Here is an 18,402-nt window from a genome sequence, read left to right as displayed (position 1 = left end):
GGTCAGCCGCAGCAGTGGTCCGGGGCCGAAGGGCTCGGCGTGTGGCAGGAGTTGGGTGCGGGCACGTCCAGGGCCGGGTTGCGGTCGAAGAAGCCGTCGGGCTCCAGGCGCAGCCGGGCCTTGGCCACCGGCATCACCGGCCACTCCTCGGGGCGCGGGAAGTGGTGCGAGCCGACGGTGGCCCACAGCACGAGGTCCGTGCCGTCCAACGACCGGTTCTCCTCCTGCCACTTGTGGACGCCGTCCGCGCCCGGCTCGGCCTGGTTCGGGTATTCGCCGCCGACGAACCGTCGGTCCGCGTCGTAGGCCGTGGCCCACAACTGCCGCCCCACGAACGGGGCTCGGCGGGCGCACACGCTGTCCTCGCGCACCGGCAGCACCGCCGTGTTCTCCAAGTGCACGCGGTACGCGGTCGGTTCGCCCATCCGGTTGCGGGACTCGGTGCTCTCCACCCGCCAGTGCAGCCCGCGGGACGGATCGGTGCGCCGGGCGCCCTCCGACTCGCTGAGGATCGGACGCAGCACGGTCCGGGCCGCGTTGCCGTAGGGATCGAGCACCGGGTCGGGCTCGTGCTCGGCGGTGACCTCCACCAGCCGGTTGGGATCGCCGTCCACGGCCATGTCGAGGCGGACGCTGAAGAAGTGCTGGTGGTTGGTGACCGCGACGTTCGGCGCGACCCGGCGCGCGTACGGCGTCGCCTCGTCCTCCTCGACGCCGGTGGCGGACAGGATGCCGGTCATCTTGATCTCCAGCATCACCGAACCGTCCTGGTACAGCGACCAGTAGAAGCCGTAGTCGTAGTTGGCGACGGTGGCGAACGCCGAGATGATCAGCCGGCGCGAACGGCGCACCTCCGTACGGCCCGTGCGTCCGTCGTGGTGCTTCCAGAGGATGCCGTCGTCCTCCTCGTGCACGCACACGGCGTTGGGGATGAGGCGGGGGACGCCGTCGCCGCCGAGCACCGCCGCGTCGAAGTACTGGATGACACCGAGGCAATCGCAGCCCAGGGCAAGGGAGTTGGTGAGCGGGCCCGCGCCGTACTCGCCCCAGTCGAAGAAGTTCTTGCGGTACTGGGTGGACGCCGTGTCGAAGTACGGGACGTACATCTCGTTGACGGCCGCACGCCGGATCACCTGACGCGGACCCTTCCCGGCCGCGGCGAAGGCGAGGTCGTGCAGCACGAGCCCCTCGCGATGACTGAAGCCGACCCGGACCGACCACCCCTGCCAGTCGATCCGCTGCCCGGTGACGGTGAAACTCGGCCCCTCGGGCTGGACGACCTCCAGCGGCTTCAGCCCCGCCCGCTCGTCGACCGTCCCGGCCGCGAACACGCCCGACTCCTCCGACAGCGGCACCACCCCGTGATCCTCGATGTGCAGGATCTCCATGGTCTCCATGTCGATGATCGGCACCACACCCTGCACCGGGCGGGCGTAACCGTTGTCGTCCTCGGAGGTCCGGTGCCAGACGCTGCCCCAGGTCAGCCGGCGTCCCGCGTACTCGGGCGGCTCGAATCCGCCGATCGACTCCGGGTCCACCATCACCAACGACACGTCGTGGATACCGCGCAGCGCCAGCGCCTCGCGGAAGCGCGGGTCCGCCCGGCAGGCGGCAGCGGCCTGCCGCGCCTCCTCGGAGGAGCAGCCCGGGCTGCGTACGTCCAACTCCCGCCAGGCGGTGGTCTGTGGCTTGTCGCCGAGTTCGAGATCGACCTCGAAGGCGTGCCGCGTGGAGGTGGAGAACACGACCGCACGGGCCCGCCGGGTGTCCCCGGGCGCGGCGCAGCGGGCGTGGTCCTCGTCCAGTGCCACACCCCAGAAGCGCGCATCGTCGGGAACCCGCGTGTCGGCCCTCAACACGCCTACAGCCGTGGCCAGTTCGGTGACGGTGAGCGGATCCAGCGGGTGGGGTGCGTCGGCCGGTACGGGTTCGGGGGCGAGAGTGCTCACTGCGGGTTTCCTTCCAAGGTGGTGCCGCCGTCGGCGCGCGGATCGGAGGCGCCGTCCAGCCGACCGCCGGCGGACAGTCGTACGGCCTGGGTGTGACCGGCCAGATCGGTACGGCCCGGCGCCACGACGACCGGAACCACCGATCGGAACGCGCCCTCGGTCGCCGGGACGGACCCGGGCTCGGCGAGCAGCGTCGGTGTCTCGTGGCCGATGTCGCGGGCGCCGACCACCCACCGGGGCCGGTCCAGTACGGCGACCGGATCGGCGGCCGGATCCATCAGGTCGGGCACGGTCTGGGCGAGGATCTGCGGCTGCGCCCGACCGCCCTGGCAACCGGCCGCGAGCAGCAACTCGGCGGACCGGCCGAGTACCGGGCACAGGGTGTGCGGAGGCCGCAGTCCGGGGCCGATGAGGGCCGGATGGCCGGGCAGCAGGCTGAACGCCGAGCCCCGGTTGTGCAGCACGATGCCGGTCTCCGGATCACAGATGCCGGAACCGAGGGTCTGGTACACGCTCTGGATCAGCGAGACGGCCAGTCCGGAAGCGTCTACGGCGGTGATCGCGACGGTGTCCCCGGCGGCCCGGAAGGACGGCTCGGGCGGTCGCGCACCGGCGAGCGGAGGCGGGCGCAGCAGTCCGTCCAGGTCGATGGGAGACGGGCCGAGCGGGTCACCCAGCAACAAGTCCCTTGCTGCCGAGGCGTCTTGGCAGCGAGCGGCCAGCGCGCCGGTACGCTCCGGTTCCGGCAGCTTGGCCACTGAGGCCGCGGTCTCCAGTACGGCCAGCAGACTCGCCCCCTGGCTCGGCGGGGGCGCGGTCCACCAGCGAGTTCCGGCCACGTCCAGCGTCAACGGCTCGACGCTCTCCGCCTGATGGGCCGCGAGATCGCTCGCGGTGAGCGGACTTCCGGCCCGGCGCAGCCCGTCCGCGAGTGCTTCGGCGACCGCGCCCCGGTAGAAGGACGACGGATCGTCGGCGAGTGCCCGTAGTACGGCGGCCAGTTGGGGCTGGGGAAGCGGGTCGCCCTCGTCGAGGGGTACGCCGTCGGAGCCCGTCAGCAACGCGGTGAGCCCGGGGTCCGCGCCGATCTGCGGGGCCCGCTCACGGATGGCGCGTGCCAGACCGGCTGACACGGTGGCCCCGCCCTCGGCCAACTCGGCCGCATCGCGCAGCGCCTCGGCCAGGGCGCCGGGCGTGCCGTGGGCCTCGGCCAGCGCGGCCCAGCCCGCCACCACACCGGGCACGGTCACCGTCTGTGGCCCCTGCGCGGGCATCCGCCGGTCGGCGGCGCACAGCGCTTCGACGTCTACGGCCTCTGCCGCGGCCCCCGCCGAGACCAGCGCGCGGACCGAGCCACCCGGGGCGTGCACGAGGGCGATCAAGTCGCCGCCCAGGGAGCACTGGTGGGGGTAGACGACGGTGAGGGCGGCGGCCGCCGCGAGCGCCGCGTCCACGGCGTTGCCGCCTCGCTCGGCCGCGCGGCGGGCCGCCGTCAGCGCCGCCGGGTGCGGTGCGGCCAGGGTCAGCGGGGAGGCGGCTGTCATGCCGCGTCCCTCGGGAGGAGCACGGTGCGGGAGGGGGCGGCTTCGGCGCCCTGGAGGGGCAGGGGGAGGGAGAGCATGTCGTAGACCCCGGCGGGTGCGTGGAGGAGGTCCACGACCTCCAGGATCAACACCTCGGCGGCGCACAGGAGTTGGTGGGTCTCCCAGTGGGTGGTGTAGGCGACCGCCTCGATGCTCAGGTAGTCGATGCCCGCGGTGCGCACTCCGGCCTCGATAAGGCGTTCCGCGCCGTCCGGGGCCAGTCCGACCCACTCCCGGGCCTTCCACGGGCTGCGCAGGACGCCCTCGGAGTTGCTGGTGCGCAGCAGTACGCGTTCCTCGGTGCCGAGGCCGGCCGCGTCGAGGTCGGCGGCGGTGATCTGTTCCTTGACGTGGGTGAGGTCCAGGACCCGTGCGGTTCCGTTGAGGGCGGTCAGGTCGAGCCGGTCGACCGTCTTGCCGCCGTCGATGAAGTGGGCCGGAGCGTCGATGTGGGTGCCGGTGTGGGCGCCGATGCGCCAGCGGCTGACGTTGGAGGGATCGCCGGCGGTACGCGACTCGACGATCTCCACCTCGGGGCGCCGGCCCCAGTGGAGCATGCCGGGATGGATGGGAACGGACACGTCGATCGCCTTGGCGAAGTCCAGATTCATGCGGCCCTCCTATTGGATGCGGATATCATGGAAGTGGATCCAAAAATGAGCGGCTGTGGACGCCCCCGGCCGCGTGGGAAACTGCTCCACCACCGCGCAGCCCCCGACCGCCCCCGAGAAGGGTTTGACCGACTCCGATGACGCCTGAGACTGACGAGAGTCCCCTCGTCGACGACATCGCGGCCCGCATCCGCGCGCGGATCATGAACGGCGAGCTGGCGATCGGCAAACCGCTGCGCCAAGCCGCGCTGGCCACCGAGTTCGGCGTCAGCCGCACACCGGTGCGCGAGGCGCTGCGCCAACTGCAGAACGGCGGGCTGATCGAGATGCAGCCGAACCGTGGTGCGGTCGTGCGGGTCCCCGCGCCCTGGGAGGTGCGCCAGGCCTACGAGGTACGGGCCGAGCTGGAGGGCATGGCCGCCCGGCGCGCGGCCTCCCGGATCACCGAGCGTGGACTCGCCGCGCTGCGCGAGCACAACGCGGTGCTCTGCGAGGCGCTGGTGCGGGCCGAGGACGAGGTGAGGGGTGCGGGCGGACTCACCACCACGGCCGCCAACGACTGTTTTCACACGGTCATCTGCGAAGCGGCCGACAATCCCTGGCTGACCCGGATGATCGACCGGATCAACGAGAGCTTTCCGCGCAACGTCTCCTCGCTCGCCCTCGCCGGCGACGAACGCCATCGGCAGCTGAACATCCGTCAGCACGAGGCGGTGATCGAGGCGTTGGCCGAGCACGACGCCGACCGTGCCGACGCGTTGATGCGCGAGCACGTCATCAGTTCCGGCGAGCATCTGACGGCCTGGTACGAGCGCCGTTCCCAGACCGTGTTCCACGGCTGAACGGCGGGCCCTCACGGGGTACCGCCGGGGAACAGCCGGGCCGGGGAGAGGAAGTCCAGGTCCGGGCGGGCGATTCCGCACACGAGGTCGGCCAGTGCCTCGCCGATCGCCGGTCCGAACTTGAACCCGTGCCCCGAACACGCCGACGCGACCAACACCTGCGGTGCGCCCGGTACTTCGCCGACGATGAAGCGCCGGTCGGCGGTCATCGTGTAGAGGCAGGTCAGGCTCTCGGTCACCGGCCCGGCACCGGGCAGCACTTGGGCCACCGCCTCGGCGAGCAGGGCGAGTTCGTCGGCGGTCGCTTCGGGGCGGGGTGCCTGTGGGTCCCAGGGTGGGCCGCTGTCCAACCCCGCCTTGAGGCCGCGGCCGTCGGTCGCGGGGAACCCGTACAGGAGGCCGTGCGGCAGGTCGACGGAGAAGCTGCCGAGGCCGGAGGGGCCGAGGGGACCCGCCGGGTCGGCGGCGAAATAGGCATTGACGATACGAGTAACCGTCAAATGCGTTGCGAGGGACGGGACTTGGGCCACCGTCCAGGGGCCGGCGCACAGCACCAGGCGCCGCGTGCGCAGGACGGCCTTGCCGGTGCGGACCACGACCTCGTCGCCGTCCGGTTCCCAGCCGAGGACGGGGGCGTGGTCGTGGATGTGCGCGCCCGAGCGCTCGGCGAGGGTCAGTTGGGCGCGCAGTGTCTCCTGTGCGTCGATGATGCCGGCGCGTGGATCGTGTACGGCCGTGAAACCGGAGGGCAGTCGCAGTCCCGGGAAGATCCGCGCCGCTTCCTCGGTGCCGACTTCACGGCAACCGGGGCCGCGCAGCGGATCGGGTCGGTCCTTCGGCGCCGCGTACAACCCGCCTGTGATGTCGAGCAGTTGGGCCTTCGAGGCGCCTTCCAGCTCCGACCAGGCCCGGTAGGCGGTGTCGACCAGAGCGTCCCAGTCGGGGTGGGGATAGGCGCGGCGGATCATCCGGGTCTCCCCGTGCGAGGAACCCAAGTCATGGCCCAGGCCGTACTGTTCGAGCCCGATGACGTCGAGTCCGCGTGCGGCCAGGTGACGTAGGGCGGCGCTGCCGTGCACGCCAAGGCCGACCACGATGGCGTCGTGGCAGCGGGAGTTGAGGTGTGGGGTGGACGGGGTGGGGGCGGGGGCCGGGTCGGTGGCCGTGGGCGGTGTGGCTGAGGGGGATGGCGTGAGCGTTGCAGGATCGACCCCTTGCACCGCGTTCTCCGCCCCCGAGTCCCGCTGCCCCATGGCCGACGCCGTCCCGCGTCCACGCAGGCAGACGATCTCCCGCACAGCCTCCACCAGCGCGTCCAGATCGTCCTCGTCGTTGTAGACGTGGACGGATGCCCGGACCACCTTGGTCAGACCCCGGTGGTCCATGTCCCAGCGGCCGTGCCCCGCCGGTACCGCGATCAAGTGAACGCGACGGTAGGCGAGTTGGCGTTGTACCTCGGAGGCGTCCAGGCCGTCGACCACGAAGGTGACGATGGCGCCGCCCGCGGCAGGGGGGTCGGTGACGTGTACGTTCGGCAGGGCGGCGAGACGTTGCCGTAGTGACGCGGCCAGGGTGGCCAGGTGTTGGGCGACGGTGTCGACGCCGAGTGTGCCGAGGTCGGTCAGGGCGGCGCCGAGGCCGAGGCGCAACGCGTGGGCCGCTTCCCAGAGTTCGAAGCGTTTGGCGTCCGGGACCAGTTCCCAGCTGCGTTCGGCGGTCCAGCGGGCGCCCCGGACGTCGGGTGCCTCGGGGGCGAGCCGGTCCAGGAGTGGGCGGCGGACCGCGAGCAGGCCCGTGCCGCGTGGGCCGCGCAGGAACTTGCGGCCGGTTCCGATGAGCAGGTCGCAGCCGATGACGCCCATGTCCACCGGCAGTTGGCCGAGTGACTGGGTCGCGTCCAGCAGGTAGGGAACGCCGTGGGCTCCGGCCAACGCGCCGATCGCGGCGGCGGGTTCGACCAGCCCCGAGGACGTCGGCACATGCGCGGCCGTGACCAGCGCGGCCGGTCCCGCGCGCAACGCTGCCTCCAGGGCCTCCAAGTCCACCGCTCCGTCAGGGCCGTTGGGCAGCAGCTCGACCAGGACACCGTGGTCGCGTTCGACCGACAGCAGATGCAGCGCGCTGCTCACGTAACTGGACCGGGCCGCCAACACCCGGTCGCCGGGCCGCAGTCGGAGCGCCGACACGGCCCGCTGCCAGCCGGCCGTCGCGCTCTCGACGAGGGCGACCTCCTCCAGCCGGGCGCCGAGGAGTTCGGCCGTACGCGCGTAGACGGCCTCCAGCGCGGGAGCCGCGTGTTTCGCGGCCTCGTAGCCGCCGGACAGGCTCTCCGCGCGGAGGTGGTCGATGACCGCCTCGACGGTGCCGTTGGCGAGCAGCGCCGCACCGGCCGAGTTGAAGTGGTGGCCGGTGAACGAGCCGGGCGTACGGGCGCGTTCGGCCGCGACGTTCAGGGCGCGCGGGGGCGGCGGGTTCGGGGGCGAGGCGGCCGTCCCGGCCGTCACGGGCGCGCTCACAGGGCGATCGTCACGCTCTTGAGCTCGGTGAACCCGTCGACGGCGGCGTCGCCGAGGTCCCTGCCGAGGCCTGACTGCTTCATCCCGCCGAAGGCCACGGCGGGGTCGAACTCGTTGTACGTGTTGACCCACACGGTCCCGGCCTCCAGCGCGGCGACCGTGCGATGGGCGCGGGCCAGACTGCCGGTCCAGACGCCGGCGGCGAGGCCGTACTCGCTGTCGTTGGCCAGCGCGATCGCCTCCTCCTCGGTGTCGAAGGGCATGATCGTGGCGACCGGGCCGAAGATCTCCTCCCTGGCGATCCGCATGTCGGGGCTGACCTCGGTGAAGACCGTCGGCGGCACGAACCAGCCCGGCCCGTCCGGGAGTTCACCCCTCACGGCCACCTCGGCGCCCTCGGCGCGCCCGAGCTCGACGTAGCCGGTGACGCGGTCGTACTGCTCCTGCGACACGAGAGGACCGATGTTGATGCCGCCGGAGAGCCCCGGCCCGATCCGCAGTGCCTCCACCGCCGGCACCAGCCGGTCCAGGAACTCCTTGACGATCGTGCGCTCCACCAGCAGCCTGCTGCCCGCCGTGCACATCTGCCCGGAGTGCCCGAACACCGCGCGCACGGCGTTCGGTACGGCGGCGTCGAGATCGGCGTCGGCGAAGACGATGTTGGGGGACTTGCCGCCCAGTTCGAGCGTGAGGCGCTTCAACGACGGCGCCGCCGCGGCCATGATGTGCCGCCCGACCTCGGTCGAACCGGTGAAGGACACCTTGGCGACACCGGGGTGAGAGACCAGTTCGGCACCTGTACGGCCGTCACCGGTAAGGACGTTGACCACGCCCTCGGGCACGCCCGCCTCCAGACAGAGCGCGGCCAGCCGCAGCGCGGTGAGCGGGGTCTGCTCGGCCGGCTTGACGACGACCGTGCAGCCGGCGGCCAGGGCAGGGGCGAGTTTCCAGGCCGCGATCATGAAGGGGAAGTTCCATGGCAGTACGGCGGCCACCACGCCCACCGGTTCGCGGACGCTGTACACATGCCGGTCGGGACCGCCCGCGTGCACGGTGCCCTCCAGCCGGGTCGGGGTGCCCGCGAAGTGACGGATGGCTTGGAGCCCCAACTCCACATCGCCGCGGGCGCGTTCGATGGCCTTGCCGTTGTCCAGAGTGTCCAGCACGGCCAGTTGCTCGGCGTCGCGCTCCACCAGGTCGGCGAGGCGCAGGAGGATGTCACGGCGTTGCCGGGGCGGCAGCCCGCGCCAACGGCGGTCGCGGTGTGCGGTGTTGGCGGCCTCGACCGCCGCCGACACCTCGGCGGGGCCCGCCTGCGCGACCGTGGTGAGCTGTTCGCGGGTGGCGGGGTCGAGCACCGGGATGTGTTCCGTCGCGGTGCCGGTGGTCCACTCGCCGCCGATGAGCATGGGCTCGCAGTCCGGCAGTCGGGGGATGTCGATACTGGGGTCCACCTTGCTCTCCTTCACGCCTGGCGTCCGGGACGGTGAGTGGGGTCGGGCCACGGCTCATGGACCGCCGTGGACACCGCCCGGGCAGTGGTCAGGACACAGCGGTCGAACTCCGCCTCGCCGTGCTTGGAGTTGGCGTCGGTGACGTCCCTGCCCCAGACCCCGGTCTCGCTGACCTGGTCCATGCGGTAGTCCCAGAACGAGTCGACGTCGACGTGGGAGGTGGCCCGTTCCATCCGGACCAGCTCCGGCGCCAAGTGCAGCATCACGGACGTCTCGAAGAAGTTGGCGTGCATCAACGCCCGGCCGTAGGTGACGTGTCCGTCGACCTCGGGCCCCGGGTACATCGTCACGTACCCCAACGCCCTTACCCGCGCGTCCCGATGACGGACTCTCAGTTTCTCCGCCGACACGTCGAGCGCGCCGTTGTTCCAGATGTGCCCGTTCAGCAGCACGAACTGCCGTACTCCGGAGGCGTAGAGCGAGTCGATGACGTCCTCGACGACGGAGATCATCGTCTCCGGCCGCAGCGCGACCGTCCCGGCGAAGTCGCCGTGGGACGCGGACACCCCGAAGCTCAGGGGCGGTACGACGGGCACGCCGGTCAGCGCGGACACGCCCAGGGCGACCGCCTCGCAGATCCGGGTGTCCACGGCGAGCGGGAGATGTGGGCCGTGCTGCTCGGTGGCGCCCACGGGGATGATGACGGAGTCCTGGGCTGCGGCCGTGGACTCCGCTTCCGCCCAGGTCAACTCCTCCCACAGCACCGGCGATCCGGAACCGCCCAACTGCGCGGCGAGTTCGGGGACATCGAGCCCGGTGGGGACGGTTCGTCCGGACGGACCGGTGACGAAGACGGACGACATGGCTCTCCTCTCCTCGGGACCGATGGCGTTCGTCATCGGCATGGGCCCTTCTCGGGAACGACGGTGCTCACCATCGGCGTCGGCTCTTCTCGGGCAGCAGATCCAGGGCGCGCAACGGGACGGGCTTGTCCCCGTCGACCGTGGTGACCCACACGGTGGCGTCCGGGGAGTAGTCGCTGATCAGTTCGCGGCACACCCCGCACGGCGCGATGATCCGGAACCACCCCGCCGGCTTGATCTGTACCGAGACCACCGACGTGATGTTCAGCTCCGCACCGGCGGGCAGGGCGCCCCGCGCGGTGCCCATGGCCACGCCCTCGGCGCAGATCGAACTGCGCCGGCAGGAACCCTCCACATGCACGCCGGTGTGGACCCGCCCGTCCGCGGTACGCAGCGCGGTCGCGACCTCGTGGCGGCCCGACTGCCACACCTTGGCCAGCAAGTGCTGTGCGACGGCGAGGAGTTCGACGTCGTCCTCGTCCATCGACGGCGGTACGGAAACGGGCCGCACACCCGCGGCACTCATACCGTCAGTCCCAGCAGCCGGGCCATGTTGCCGCCCTCGACCAGCGCACGGTCCTTCTCGTCCTCGACCGCCTTCGCGATCTTCATCCGCTCCAGGTCGAAGTCGGAGCCGGGCCACTCGCTGCCCATGAGGATCTTCTCCGGCCCGAGCCGTGCGTAGGCCCGCTTCACGTCGCTCATCAGCGTCGCCGACGTCTCCAGGTACACGTGCGGCTGCCGTTCGGCGACGATGATCGCCTCGGGTACGTTCCACACCGCCCCCATGTGCGCGATGATCGTGGGGACTTGGGGGTGGTCCCGGGCGATCTCCTCGATGGCCAGCGGCGCGCAGAACGCGTCGTCGAGCGCGTTGATCAGCACCAGCAGTCCGCGCCGCGCGCACGCCTCGAAGACCGGGTCGAGGAGGCCGTGGTCGGCGACGTGGTAGCCGTGCAGGCTCGGGTGCAGCTTCAGGCCCACCAGACCCGCGTCGGCCATCCGGTCGATCTCGTCGAGCGCGTCGTCGGCCTGCGGCATCACCTGCCCGAAGCCGAAGAACCGGTCCGGGTACGAGGCCACCAGCGAGGCGATGAAGTCGTTCTCGATGCGCTGCGCGAGCGAGCACACCATCGCCATGTCCACCCCGGCCGCGTCCATCCGGTCGAGGATGCGGCGCGGCTCGAACGGTTTGTACGGCGGCGGGGCCTGGCCCTTGCGGGCGCCGGTGAGGTAGTCGGAACGGCCGCGGACGTCCTGAGTGGTGTTGTACGCGTCGATGATCAAGGCGGTTCGTCCTTACTCGCTACTCGCGACGTGCTGCTCGCTTGAGACCAGGGGCAGATGGCAGCGCACACTCCGACCCGGCGCGATCTCGCGCAGTTCGGGCGCGCTGGTGCGGCACCGTTCCGTGGCGATCGGGCACCGGGTGCGGAACAGGCAGCCCTCGGGCGGGTTCGCCGGATCGGGCAACTCGCCCTCCAGTACCTGCTGTTCGCGGATCTCGCCAGGCCGTAGGACGGGAACGGAGGACAGCAGCGCCCGGCTGTAGGGGTGTGCGGGGGCGGCGAAGAAGGCGTCCCTGGAGGCGACTTCGATGATCTGGCCGAGATACATGACCGCGATCCGGTCGGCGATGTGCCGTACGACGCCCAGGTCGTGCGAGATGAACAGCATCGTCAGGCCGCGGTCGCGGACCAGGTCCGACAGCAGGTTCAGCACCTGCGCCTGGATCGACACGTCCAGCGCGGAGACGGCCTCGTCGGCCACCACGAACTGCGGTGACGACGCCAACGCCCGTGCGATGCCGATGCGTTGACGCTGGCCGCCGGAGAACTCGTGCGGCCTGCGCCCGCCGGCCTCGGCGCCGAGACCGACCAGGTCGAGGAGTTCGGCCACCGCCTTCGCGGCCTCGGCGCGGGTGGCGCCGCGTGACCTCAGCAACGGTTCGGCGACGATGTCGGCGATCCTGCGGCGCGGGTTCAGCGAACCGAACGGGTCCTGGAACACCATCTGCAACTCGGCCCGCGTCCGGCGCAGTCGACCACCGCGCAGCCGGGTGAGGTCGGTGCCGTCGAACTCGATCCGGCCCGAGGCGGGCTCGATGACCCGCAACAGGGCGCGGCCGAGCGTGGACTTGCCGCACCCCGACTCGCCGACCAGACCGAGGGTCTCGCCCTGGAGGATGTCGAGGTCGACGTCCCGCAGCGCCCTGACCCGGCCGCCCGCACGTCCCGGATACTCGACGCGCAACTCGCGGGCCTGGATGAGCGCGGCGGTCATGCGATCCCTCCCTGGGAACGGGCCGTGGCGCGGGCGGGGGAGGGCAGCACGCATGCGTCCAAGTGGCCGTCCTCGCCGTGTCGTTGCCGCAGCACGGGCCGCTCGGAACACGCGTCGTGGACGAAGGGGCACCGGGGCGCGAACGCGCACCCGGCCGGCCGGTCCACCCCGGTCAGCGGACTGCCCGCGATGGTCGGCAGCCGTCGTACGACAGGACCGTCGATCGGGGGCACCGAACCCAACAGGCCCATGGTGTAGGGATGTTGGGGGTGGAACAGCACCTCCTCGCGCAGCCCCTGTTCCACGATCCGGCCCGCGTACATCACCGCCACCCGGTCCGCGACCTCGGCGACGACGCCCAGGTCATGGGTGATCAGCAGGACGGAGGTGCCGTGGTCGCGCTGGACGCGTTTGAGGACGGCGAGGACCTGGGCCTGGATGGTGACGTCGAGTGCGGTGGTGGGTTCGTCGGCGATCAGTACGGCCGGGTCGTTGGCCAGGCCCATCGCGATCATCACGCGTTGCCGCATGCCTCCGGAGAGCTGGTGCGGGTAGGCGCGTGCCGTGCGGTCCGGGCCGGCGATGCCGACCTCGCCGAGCAACTCCACCGCCCGGCCCATCGCCTGACCCCGTGTCACATCACGGTGGGCGCGGATCATCTCGGAGACCTGGGCGCCCGCCCGGTGCAGCGGGTTGAGTGCGGCCAGCGCGTCCTGGAAGACGACCGCGATGTCCTTGCCGCGCACACCGCGCAACTCCCGCTCCGACGCGGCCACCAGGTCACGCCCTTTGAAGGCCACCTCTCCGCTGATGTGCGTGCGCGGACCACGGTTCAGGCCGACCAGGCTCATCGACAGGGCGGATTTCCCGGAGCCCGACTCGCCCACCAGCGCGAGGACTTCGCCCTGGCGGAGGGTCAGGTCCACGCCGTCGACGGCGGGCAGTCGACCGCCCGGAACGTCGAACTGGACGCGCAGGTCCCGGACTTCGAGCACCGGCGCCGATGTCATGAGCCTTCGCCCACGGCCGTGGCCGCCGTGTGGATCAGGTCGGCGACGCGCTCGGGCCACACGAGGGTTGTGTAATGACTGCCCGGTACATGCTCGACGGTGGCCTTCATGCGGGCCGACATGTCGTTCTGGATCTCCGGGCGGAGCGTGCGGTCGTCGTCCGCGACCAGATACCAACTGGGCAGCGTGCGCCAGGCCGGTGTGCCGGTCGGCTGCCTGAAGATGAGGTTCTCCGCCTTGCGTCCCTCCGCCTCCACCACGGCTCGCTGCTCGGGCGAGAGATCGGGGCCTATCTCGGCCCAGAACGCCTCGCTCGTCTCGGACTTCCACTCGCCGTTCGGGCCGCGCCGCATGTACTTGGAGATCTCGGCCTCCTCGTACCGCTCGACGATCTCGTTGACCGTCTCGCCCTCGTCCGGCCCGAACGCGGCTATGTAGACAAGGCCTTTGACCCGCGGGTCGCGGCCGACGTTGCTGATGACCGCGCCGCCGTAGGAATGTCCGGCCAGCAGTACCGGGCCCGTCGTCTCCTCCAACACGGCCGCCGTGTTGGCGACGTCGTCCTCCAGGGAGGTCATCGGGTTGGTGACGGTGAACAGCCGGTGGCCGCGGGCCGCCAGCAGGGGCTGCACCGCCGACCAGGTCGTCGGCCGTCCGCCGGCGCCGTGGACCAGCACGATGTCCATGCGGGTCATCCTTTCCGTAGCCGCGGATCGAGGACCGTGTACAGCAGATCCACCGCGTGGTTGACCAGGGTGAAGAGGAGGGCGATGGCGAGGGCGGCGCCCTGCACGACGGGGTAGTCGCGTTGCAGGACGCCCTGGACGAGCAGGCGGCCGACACCGGCGTACGAGAAGACCGTCTCGGTGATCACCGATCCGCCCAGCAGAGAGCCGAACTGGAGCCCGAGGACGGTCACGATGGGCAGCCAGGAGTTGCGGAGGACGTGGTGGCGGATCACCACGCCCTCGCTCAGGCCCTTCATCCGGGCGGTCCGCACGAAGTCGTCGTCCAGGACCTCCAGCACGGAGGCGCGCACGATGCGGGTGATGAACCCCGCCATCGACAGCGCCAACGTGACGGCGGGCAGGATCAGATGCTGGATCCAGGGCCACACCAGCTCGGGGCGGTTCTGGAGAATCGCGTCCAGGAGAACGAAGTTGGTGGTGGGGTTGTAGTCCAGCGAGCTGGGCAGTCGGCCGAGGACGGGGAGCCAGCGCAGCCACACGCCGAACACGACGATGCCGAGCACGCCGAGCGCGAACCAGGGCAGTGAGAAGCTCACCGTGGCCACGGCCCGGGTCGAGTTGTCGATCCAACTCCCCTTGCGCAGCGCGGCGATGACACCGGTGACGACTCCGAGCAGGACCGCGATCGTCATCGCCGCGAGCGTCAGCTCGATGGTCGCGGGGAGCGCGTCGCCGAGCAGACCCAGGACGCTGTTGGAGCCGTAGAACGAGGTGCCGAGACGGAGATGCACCAGGTCGTTGAGGAAGCTGCCGTATTGGGCCAGGAGCGGCCGGTCGAGGCCGAGTGCCTTGTTGACGCGTGCCTCGTTCGCGGCCAGTTGGGACGCTGAGAGGTTGTTGCCGCCGGCCGCGAGGGAGGTCGCCGGTGAGCCGGGCAGCAGGCGCATCGCGAGGAACACCAGGCTGGCCAGCGCGAACAGCACGACGGGGATGACCGCGAGCCGTCGTAGGACCAACAGGGCTGTTCCCGCTGCCCACTTGGGGCGGGAGAGGGGGAGCAGTGCGGTGGTCATGCCGGCCCCCGTACGTCGAGGGCGTCGCGCAGGTCGTCGCCGACGAAGTTGCAGGCGACGACGAAGAGGAGCGTGAACGTCGCGGGCAGGACGACCAGTCGGGGTGCCGTGTAGAGGAACTCCTGTCCCGCCTGGACCATGTAGCCCCAGTCGGGCTGCGGGGGTTGGATGCCGAGGCCGAGGTAGGAGAGACCGGCGGCGAAACCGGCCGCGATCGACAGGGTCATGACGACCTGCGCGAGCATGGGTCCTGCGATGTTCGGGAGGAGTTCGCGGGCGAGGATGCGCGGAGTGCGGGTGCCGCCCAGCTTGGAGGCGACGACGTAGTCACGCGCCGCCTCGCGGGCCGTCAGAGCGCGGGCCAGCCGGGCCAGACCGGGCGCGAGGGACACCCCGATCCCGAAGACCAGGCTGACCGTGCCCGGTCCCGCTGCCGCCACGAGCAGGATCACCAGCAGGATGGACGGGAACGCGAGCGCGAGATCCACGATCCGCATCAGCACCTGTTCCACGACACCGCCCGCGTACCCCGCGACGAGCCCGATCCCGGTGCCGACGACCGCCGCGAGCGCGGTCGCCGAGAACGCCACGAGCAGCAACGGGCGGGCACCGTGCACGAGTCGGGCGAACTCGTCCCGGCCCAGGTCGTCCGTGCCGAACAGATGGCCGGACGACCCCATGGGCAGCAGCGCCGACGACGTCTGCCGCAGCGGGTCCGCCTGCACGAACAGCGGCCCTGCGACGGCGACCAGCACCAGCACGGTCAGGACGAGCCAGGACAGCACGGCAGGCCAGGACCGCGCCAACCGGCGGCGACGCCAGGCGGCGAGGACCATCCGCCCGATGGAAGGGGACGAGGAGGGCCCTACGGTCGCCACGGGTGGTGGAGCCGTCGTGGTGTCAGACACTGGCCTTCTCCATGTAACAGCGGTGGTTGGCCAGCGCCGCCGTGTTCATGTGCTTCACGTGCGAGCCGCTGACCACCAGGTTGGCGAAGCAGGCCAGCATCGACAGGACCATGTAGTCCTCGGCCCAACGGCGTTGGATCTTCGTGTAGGCGGCCGTGCGCTGCGCACCGAGGGGCAGGTTCTTGGCCGTGTCCAGCTCCGCCTGGAGCGAGGCGGCGTCCTTGAGCGTGTCCATGCCGGTGATGGTCGCGCCGTAGAGGCCGGTGGGGCTGGCCATCGCCCCGACCATGTCGTTGGCGTCCGGGACGTAGGTGTTGCGCTCCCAGATCATCAGGTCGTGGTAGTCGTCCTTGCCGTCGAGGAGCCGGGTGAAGTAGGTGGCCGGGTCGACGGAGGTGGTGACCACCTTGAAGCCGACGTCGGTGAGGTTCTGGGCGACGATCTGCGCGGCCTTCGGGTGCCAGGAGTCGCTCGCCGCCATGAGCCGGATGCGGCGGCCGCCCGCGCCCGCCTCGGCGACGAGCTGCTTCGCCTTGGCCGCGTCCTGGGTGCTGAGGTCGGCGAGGCTGGTGTCGTAGCCGCTCTGCGCGGGCGGGATGGCGTAGCCCGTGGGCAGCGCACCGACGCCGTAGAAGGCCTGGTCGAGGATGGACTTGCGGTCGATCGCGAGGTTGATGGCCTGGCGGACCTTGAGCTCGGGGACGCGGCGGGCGTCGATCATCAGGATGGCGTTGGCGTTGTACGGCGTCTTGTAGACCGTCACCGAGTCGTCCTTGCGCAGCTGCGCGGCGGCGGAGTACGGGGTGAACTGGGTGGCCGAGATGTCGCCGCTGAGCAGGGAACTGACGATCGTCGACGGATCCTGCACCTGGCGCAGCACCAGCCGGTCGACGGGCGGTCTGCCGAGGCGGAAGTCGTCGAAGGCCGTGAGGGTGATCGACTGGCCGGAGGTGGCGGCGGAGAAGGCGAAGGGGCCGGTGCCGACGAGGTGCTTGCCGATCTCCGCGCCGTACTTCTTCAGCGCGGCCTTCGAGATGATGCGGCCACCGATGTCGGAGAGCTGGCCGAGGGTGGTGCGGTCCGGCTTCTTGAGGACCATCTTGACGGTCATGTCGTCCGGGGCGGTCAGCGAGGCGACGTTCGCGCCGAGGTCGGACAGCGGGCGGGTGGCGCCCTTGGGCAGGGTCTTGTCCTTCTCGTCGAACTGGCGGCCCAGGCTGGCCAGGACGTCCGCCGAGGTCAGCGTGGTGCCGTCGTGGAACTTGACGTCCTCGCGCAGGGCGAACGTGTAGGTGAGCTGGTCGTCGGAGATCGTCCAGCTCTTGGCCAGGTCCGGGGTGGGCTCGTTGGTCTCGAAGGAGATGAAGGTCAGGCCCCGGCAGATGCAGTCGACGGCCATCCAGTCGCCCAACGAGGTGTAGAACGACGGGTCGTTGGCCGCGCTGGTCGCGTCGATGGCCAGGGTCAGCGTGCCGCCCTTGCTGCTTCCCTTGGCATCGTCGGCCGCGGCACCGCAGGCACTGAGCAGGGCGGGGAGCCCGAAGCCGACTCCCACGCCGAGGAGCCCCGCGCCCCGGAGCATGGTGCGGCGCGACGCCGTCGACGGGGCGGAGCCGGGTGAGGACGATCCAGCTGACTGGTCCGGCATGTGGGCCTCCTTGGGCACCGATCCTCGAATAATGGATCTCAAAGTGTCGAGATTGGATCCAAAAACATGGTCACGGGCCACAGAGTCTCTCTCGTGTCCCGGGTGTTAAAGGCGTGTGAACCGGGCTGTGGGGACGGCGCCGGTCAGCACCGGCTATGCGCTCGGTCGGCCCATGCGGCGGATCAACTCCGGCCAGACCACGGGATCATGACCGGGAATGAGCTCGTAACCGCGTTCGGCGGCGATGCTCTTGAGCCGGCGGATGGGCTCGACGGTGCTCTCCGGGTCGACCCCGATCGAGGCGCCGATCGGGCGCTCGTGCTCGATGTTCTCGGTGAGATCGGCGGCGTCGAAGGCGAACACGAAGCCGCCGCCGTCCGCGAGGTCGACGACGAAACTCTGGTGTCCGGGGGTGTGCCCGGCGGTCAGTACGGCGGTCACGCCCGGCGCCAACTCCACGTCGCCGTCGGCCTGTTGCCAGTCGATCCGCGGGTCGTCGAAGTCGACGCGGAAGATCGAGTGGCGCTCGGCCTCCGGCCGCCCGGAGAGGCCGTAGGCGAGTTCCTCGCGTTGCACGTGCACCGGCACCCGTCCCGCGAAGTGCTTGAGCCCGCCCGCGTGGTCGGCGTGCAGATGACTGACGGCCACGGCATGGATCGCGTCCATCGGGATGCCGGCCGCGTCGAGGGCCTCCTCCAGGGGCTCGCCCGGGCCCGGCAGGATCGGCCGGTAGTTGGGGGAACCGTAGAAGCGTCGGCGCAGGGCCGGGTCCCGGATCAGTGCCGTGTTGAAGCCGGTGTCGAGCAACAGCCAGCCGCCGTCGCACTCCAGGAGCACGGCCGGTACGGGTTCACGCAGCCGTTCCTCGTACGGGGCGCCGTGCACGGAGACGGACTTGGGGAGCTCCTCCCAGCCCAGCAGCAGGGGCACGATCCTGCGTACGCCGTGGCGGGTCATGAGGGGTGCGGGTGGG

The 18,402-nt window shown here is 71.0% G+C and carries 16 protein-coding genes; 1 reads left to right on the top strand and 15 read right to left on the bottom strand.

All coding sequences use genetic code 11. From position 1 onward, the window contains the following. Positions 1–2: 2 nt before the first annotated feature. The 3 genes from OG504_RS03050 to OG504_RS03040 are packed head-to-tail and all read right to left on the bottom strand — an operon-like array spanning position 3 to position 4,143. Positions 3–1,949 (bottom strand): primary-amine oxidase, encoded by a 1,947-nt coding sequence (locus OG504_RS03050; protein WP_405988279.1) that lies wholly within the window; start codon positions 1,947–1,949, stop codon positions 3–5. Beyond that, complete coding sequence (locus tag OG504_RS03045; RefSeq protein WP_405988278.1) at positions 1,946–3,493, bottom strand: gamma-glutamyltransferase; 1,548 nt, start codon at positions 3,491–3,493, stop codon at positions 1,946–1,948. The genes OG504_RS03050 and OG504_RS03045 overlap by 4 nt, the downstream gene beginning before the upstream one ends. Continuing rightward, positions 3,490–4,143 (bottom strand): cyclase family protein, encoded by a 654-nt coding sequence (locus tag OG504_RS03040; protein WP_033279785.1) that lies wholly within the window; start codon positions 4,141–4,143, stop codon positions 3,490–3,492. Before OG504_RS03040 ends, OG504_RS03045 begins: the two co-directional genes overlap by 4 nt. Positions 4,144–4,280: 137 nt before the next feature. Between OG504_RS03040 and OG504_RS03035 the strand changes: the two genes are divergently transcribed. Beyond that, positions 4,281–4,985, top strand: coding sequence for a GntR family transcriptional regulator (locus OG504_RS03035; RefSeq protein ID WP_405988277.1), 705 nt, complete (start codon positions 4,281–4,283; stop codon positions 4,983–4,985). Between the two features lie 11 nt (positions 4,986–4,996). Here the strand turns inward: OG504_RS03035 and solA are convergent, their stop codons facing one another. From solA to OG504_RS02975, 12 genes are all read right to left on the bottom strand, one after another. Beyond that, complete coding sequence (solA, locus tag OG504_RS03030; RefSeq protein WP_405988276.1) at positions 4,997–7,501, bottom strand: N-methyl-L-tryptophan oxidase; 2,505 nt, start codon at positions 7,499–7,501, stop codon at positions 4,997–4,999. Then, a complete protein-coding gene (locus tag OG504_RS03025) occupies positions 7,498–8,955 on the bottom strand; it encodes an aldehyde dehydrogenase family protein (protein WP_405988275.1) in 1,458 nt (485 codons plus the stop codon). Before OG504_RS03025 ends, solA begins: the two co-directional genes overlap by 4 nt. 11 nt (positions 8,956–8,966) lie before the next feature. Further along, positions 8,967–9,860, bottom strand: a complete 894-nt coding sequence (locus tag OG504_RS03020) for a creatininase family protein (RefSeq protein ID WP_405988274.1) — start codon at positions 9,858–9,860, stop codon at positions 8,967–8,969. Between the two features lie 25 nt (positions 9,861–9,885). Then, positions 9,886–10,344 carry a cytidine deaminase gene (locus tag OG504_RS03015; protein WP_405988273.1) on the bottom strand — a complete coding sequence of 153 codons (459 nt, stop codon included), beginning with the start codon at positions 10,342–10,344 and terminating at the stop codon, positions 9,886–9,888. After that, positions 10,341–11,105, bottom strand: a complete 765-nt coding sequence (locus OG504_RS03010; RefSeq protein ID WP_365302983.1) for an amidohydrolase family protein — start codon at positions 11,103–11,105, stop codon at positions 10,341–10,343. The genes OG504_RS03015 and OG504_RS03010 overlap by 4 nt, the downstream gene beginning before the upstream one ends. A gap of 12 nt (positions 11,106–11,117) precedes the next feature. Further along, a complete protein-coding gene (locus tag OG504_RS03005) occupies positions 11,118–12,101 on the bottom strand; it encodes an ABC transporter ATP-binding protein (RefSeq protein WP_405988272.1) in 984 nt (327 codons plus the stop codon). Beyond that, a complete protein-coding gene (locus OG504_RS03000) occupies positions 12,098–13,111 on the bottom strand; it encodes an ABC transporter ATP-binding protein (RefSeq protein WP_405988271.1) in 1,014 nt (337 codons plus the stop codon). Before OG504_RS03000 ends, OG504_RS03005 begins: the two co-directional genes overlap by 4 nt. Next, positions 13,108–13,797: an alpha/beta hydrolase gene (locus OG504_RS02995; RefSeq protein WP_405988270.1), complete on the bottom strand. Its 690-nt coding sequence runs from the start codon at positions 13,795–13,797 to the stop codon at positions 13,108–13,110. Before OG504_RS02995 ends, OG504_RS03000 begins: the two co-directional genes overlap by 4 nt. Positions 13,798–13,802: 5 nt before the next feature. Further along, positions 13,803–14,873, bottom strand: coding sequence for an ABC transporter permease (locus OG504_RS02990; protein ID WP_405988269.1), 1,071 nt, complete (start codon positions 14,871–14,873; stop codon positions 13,803–13,805). Further along, positions 14,870–15,781, bottom strand: coding sequence for an ABC transporter permease (locus OG504_RS02985; protein WP_405988268.1), 912 nt, complete (start codon positions 15,779–15,781; stop codon positions 14,870–14,872). Before OG504_RS02985 ends, OG504_RS02990 begins: the two co-directional genes overlap by 4 nt. Next, positions 15,774–17,429 (bottom strand): ABC transporter substrate-binding protein, encoded by a 1,656-nt coding sequence (locus tag OG504_RS02980; RefSeq protein ID WP_405988267.1) that lies wholly within the window; start codon positions 17,427–17,429, stop codon positions 15,774–15,776. The genes OG504_RS02985 and OG504_RS02980 overlap by 8 nt, the downstream gene beginning before the upstream one ends. Positions 17,430–17,582: 153 nt before the next feature. Further along, positions 17,583–18,386 (bottom strand): N-acyl homoserine lactonase family protein, encoded by an 804-nt coding sequence (locus tag OG504_RS02975; protein WP_405988266.1) that lies wholly within the window; start codon positions 18,384–18,386, stop codon positions 17,583–17,585. Between the last annotated feature and the right edge of the window lie 16 nt (positions 18,387–18,402).

Source organism: Streptomyces sp. NBC_00986 (assembly GCF_045162565.1).
Lineage (GTDB): Bacteria > Actinomycetota > Actinomycetes > Streptomycetales > Streptomycetaceae > Streptomyces.
Note: the sequence above shows the minus strand (reverse complement) of the source record. Positions and strands in the feature narration are given on the sequence as shown.

Coding starts and splice junctions, on each gene's coding strand:
- OG504_RS03040 (WP_033279785.1), bottom strand. CDS start 4,143: ATGAATCTGGACTTCGCCAAGGCGATCGACGTGTCCGTTCCCATCCAT.
- OG504_RS03005 (WP_405988272.1), bottom strand. CDS start 12,101: ATGACCGCCGCGCTCATCCAGGCCCGCGAGTTGCGCGTCGAGTATCCG.
- OG504_RS02980 (WP_405988267.1), bottom strand. CDS start 17,429: ATGCCGGACCAGTCAGCTGGATCGTCCTCACCCGGCTCCGCCCCGTCG.
- OG504_RS03000 (WP_405988271.1), bottom strand. CDS start 13,111: ATGACATCGGCGCCGGTGCTCGAAGTCCGGGACCTGCGCGTCCAGTTC.
- OG504_RS03020 (WP_405988274.1), bottom strand. CDS start 9,860: ATGCCGATGACGAACGCCATCGGTCCCGAGGAGAGGAGAGCCATGTCG.
- OG504_RS03015 (WP_405988273.1), bottom strand. CDS start 10,344: ATGAGTGCCGCGGGTGTGCGGCCCGTTTCCGTACCGCCGTCGATGGAC.
- OG504_RS03045 (WP_405988278.1), bottom strand. CDS start 3,493: ATGACAGCCGCCTCCCCGCTGACCCTGGCCGCACCGCACCCGGCGGCG.
- OG504_RS03035 (WP_405988277.1), top strand. CDS start 4,281: ATGACGCCTGAGACTGACGAGAGTCCCCTCGTCGACGACATCGCGGCC.
- OG504_RS02975 (WP_405988266.1), bottom strand. CDS start 18,386: ATGACCCGCCACGGCGTACGCAGGATCGTGCCCCTGCTGCTGGGCTGG.
- OG504_RS02990 (WP_405988269.1), bottom strand. CDS start 14,873: ATGACCACCGCACTGCTCCCCCTCTCCCGCCCCAAGTGGGCAGCGGGA.
- OG504_RS02995 (WP_405988270.1), bottom strand. CDS start 13,797: ATGGACATCGTGCTGGTCCACGGCGCCGGCGGACGGCCGACGACCTGG.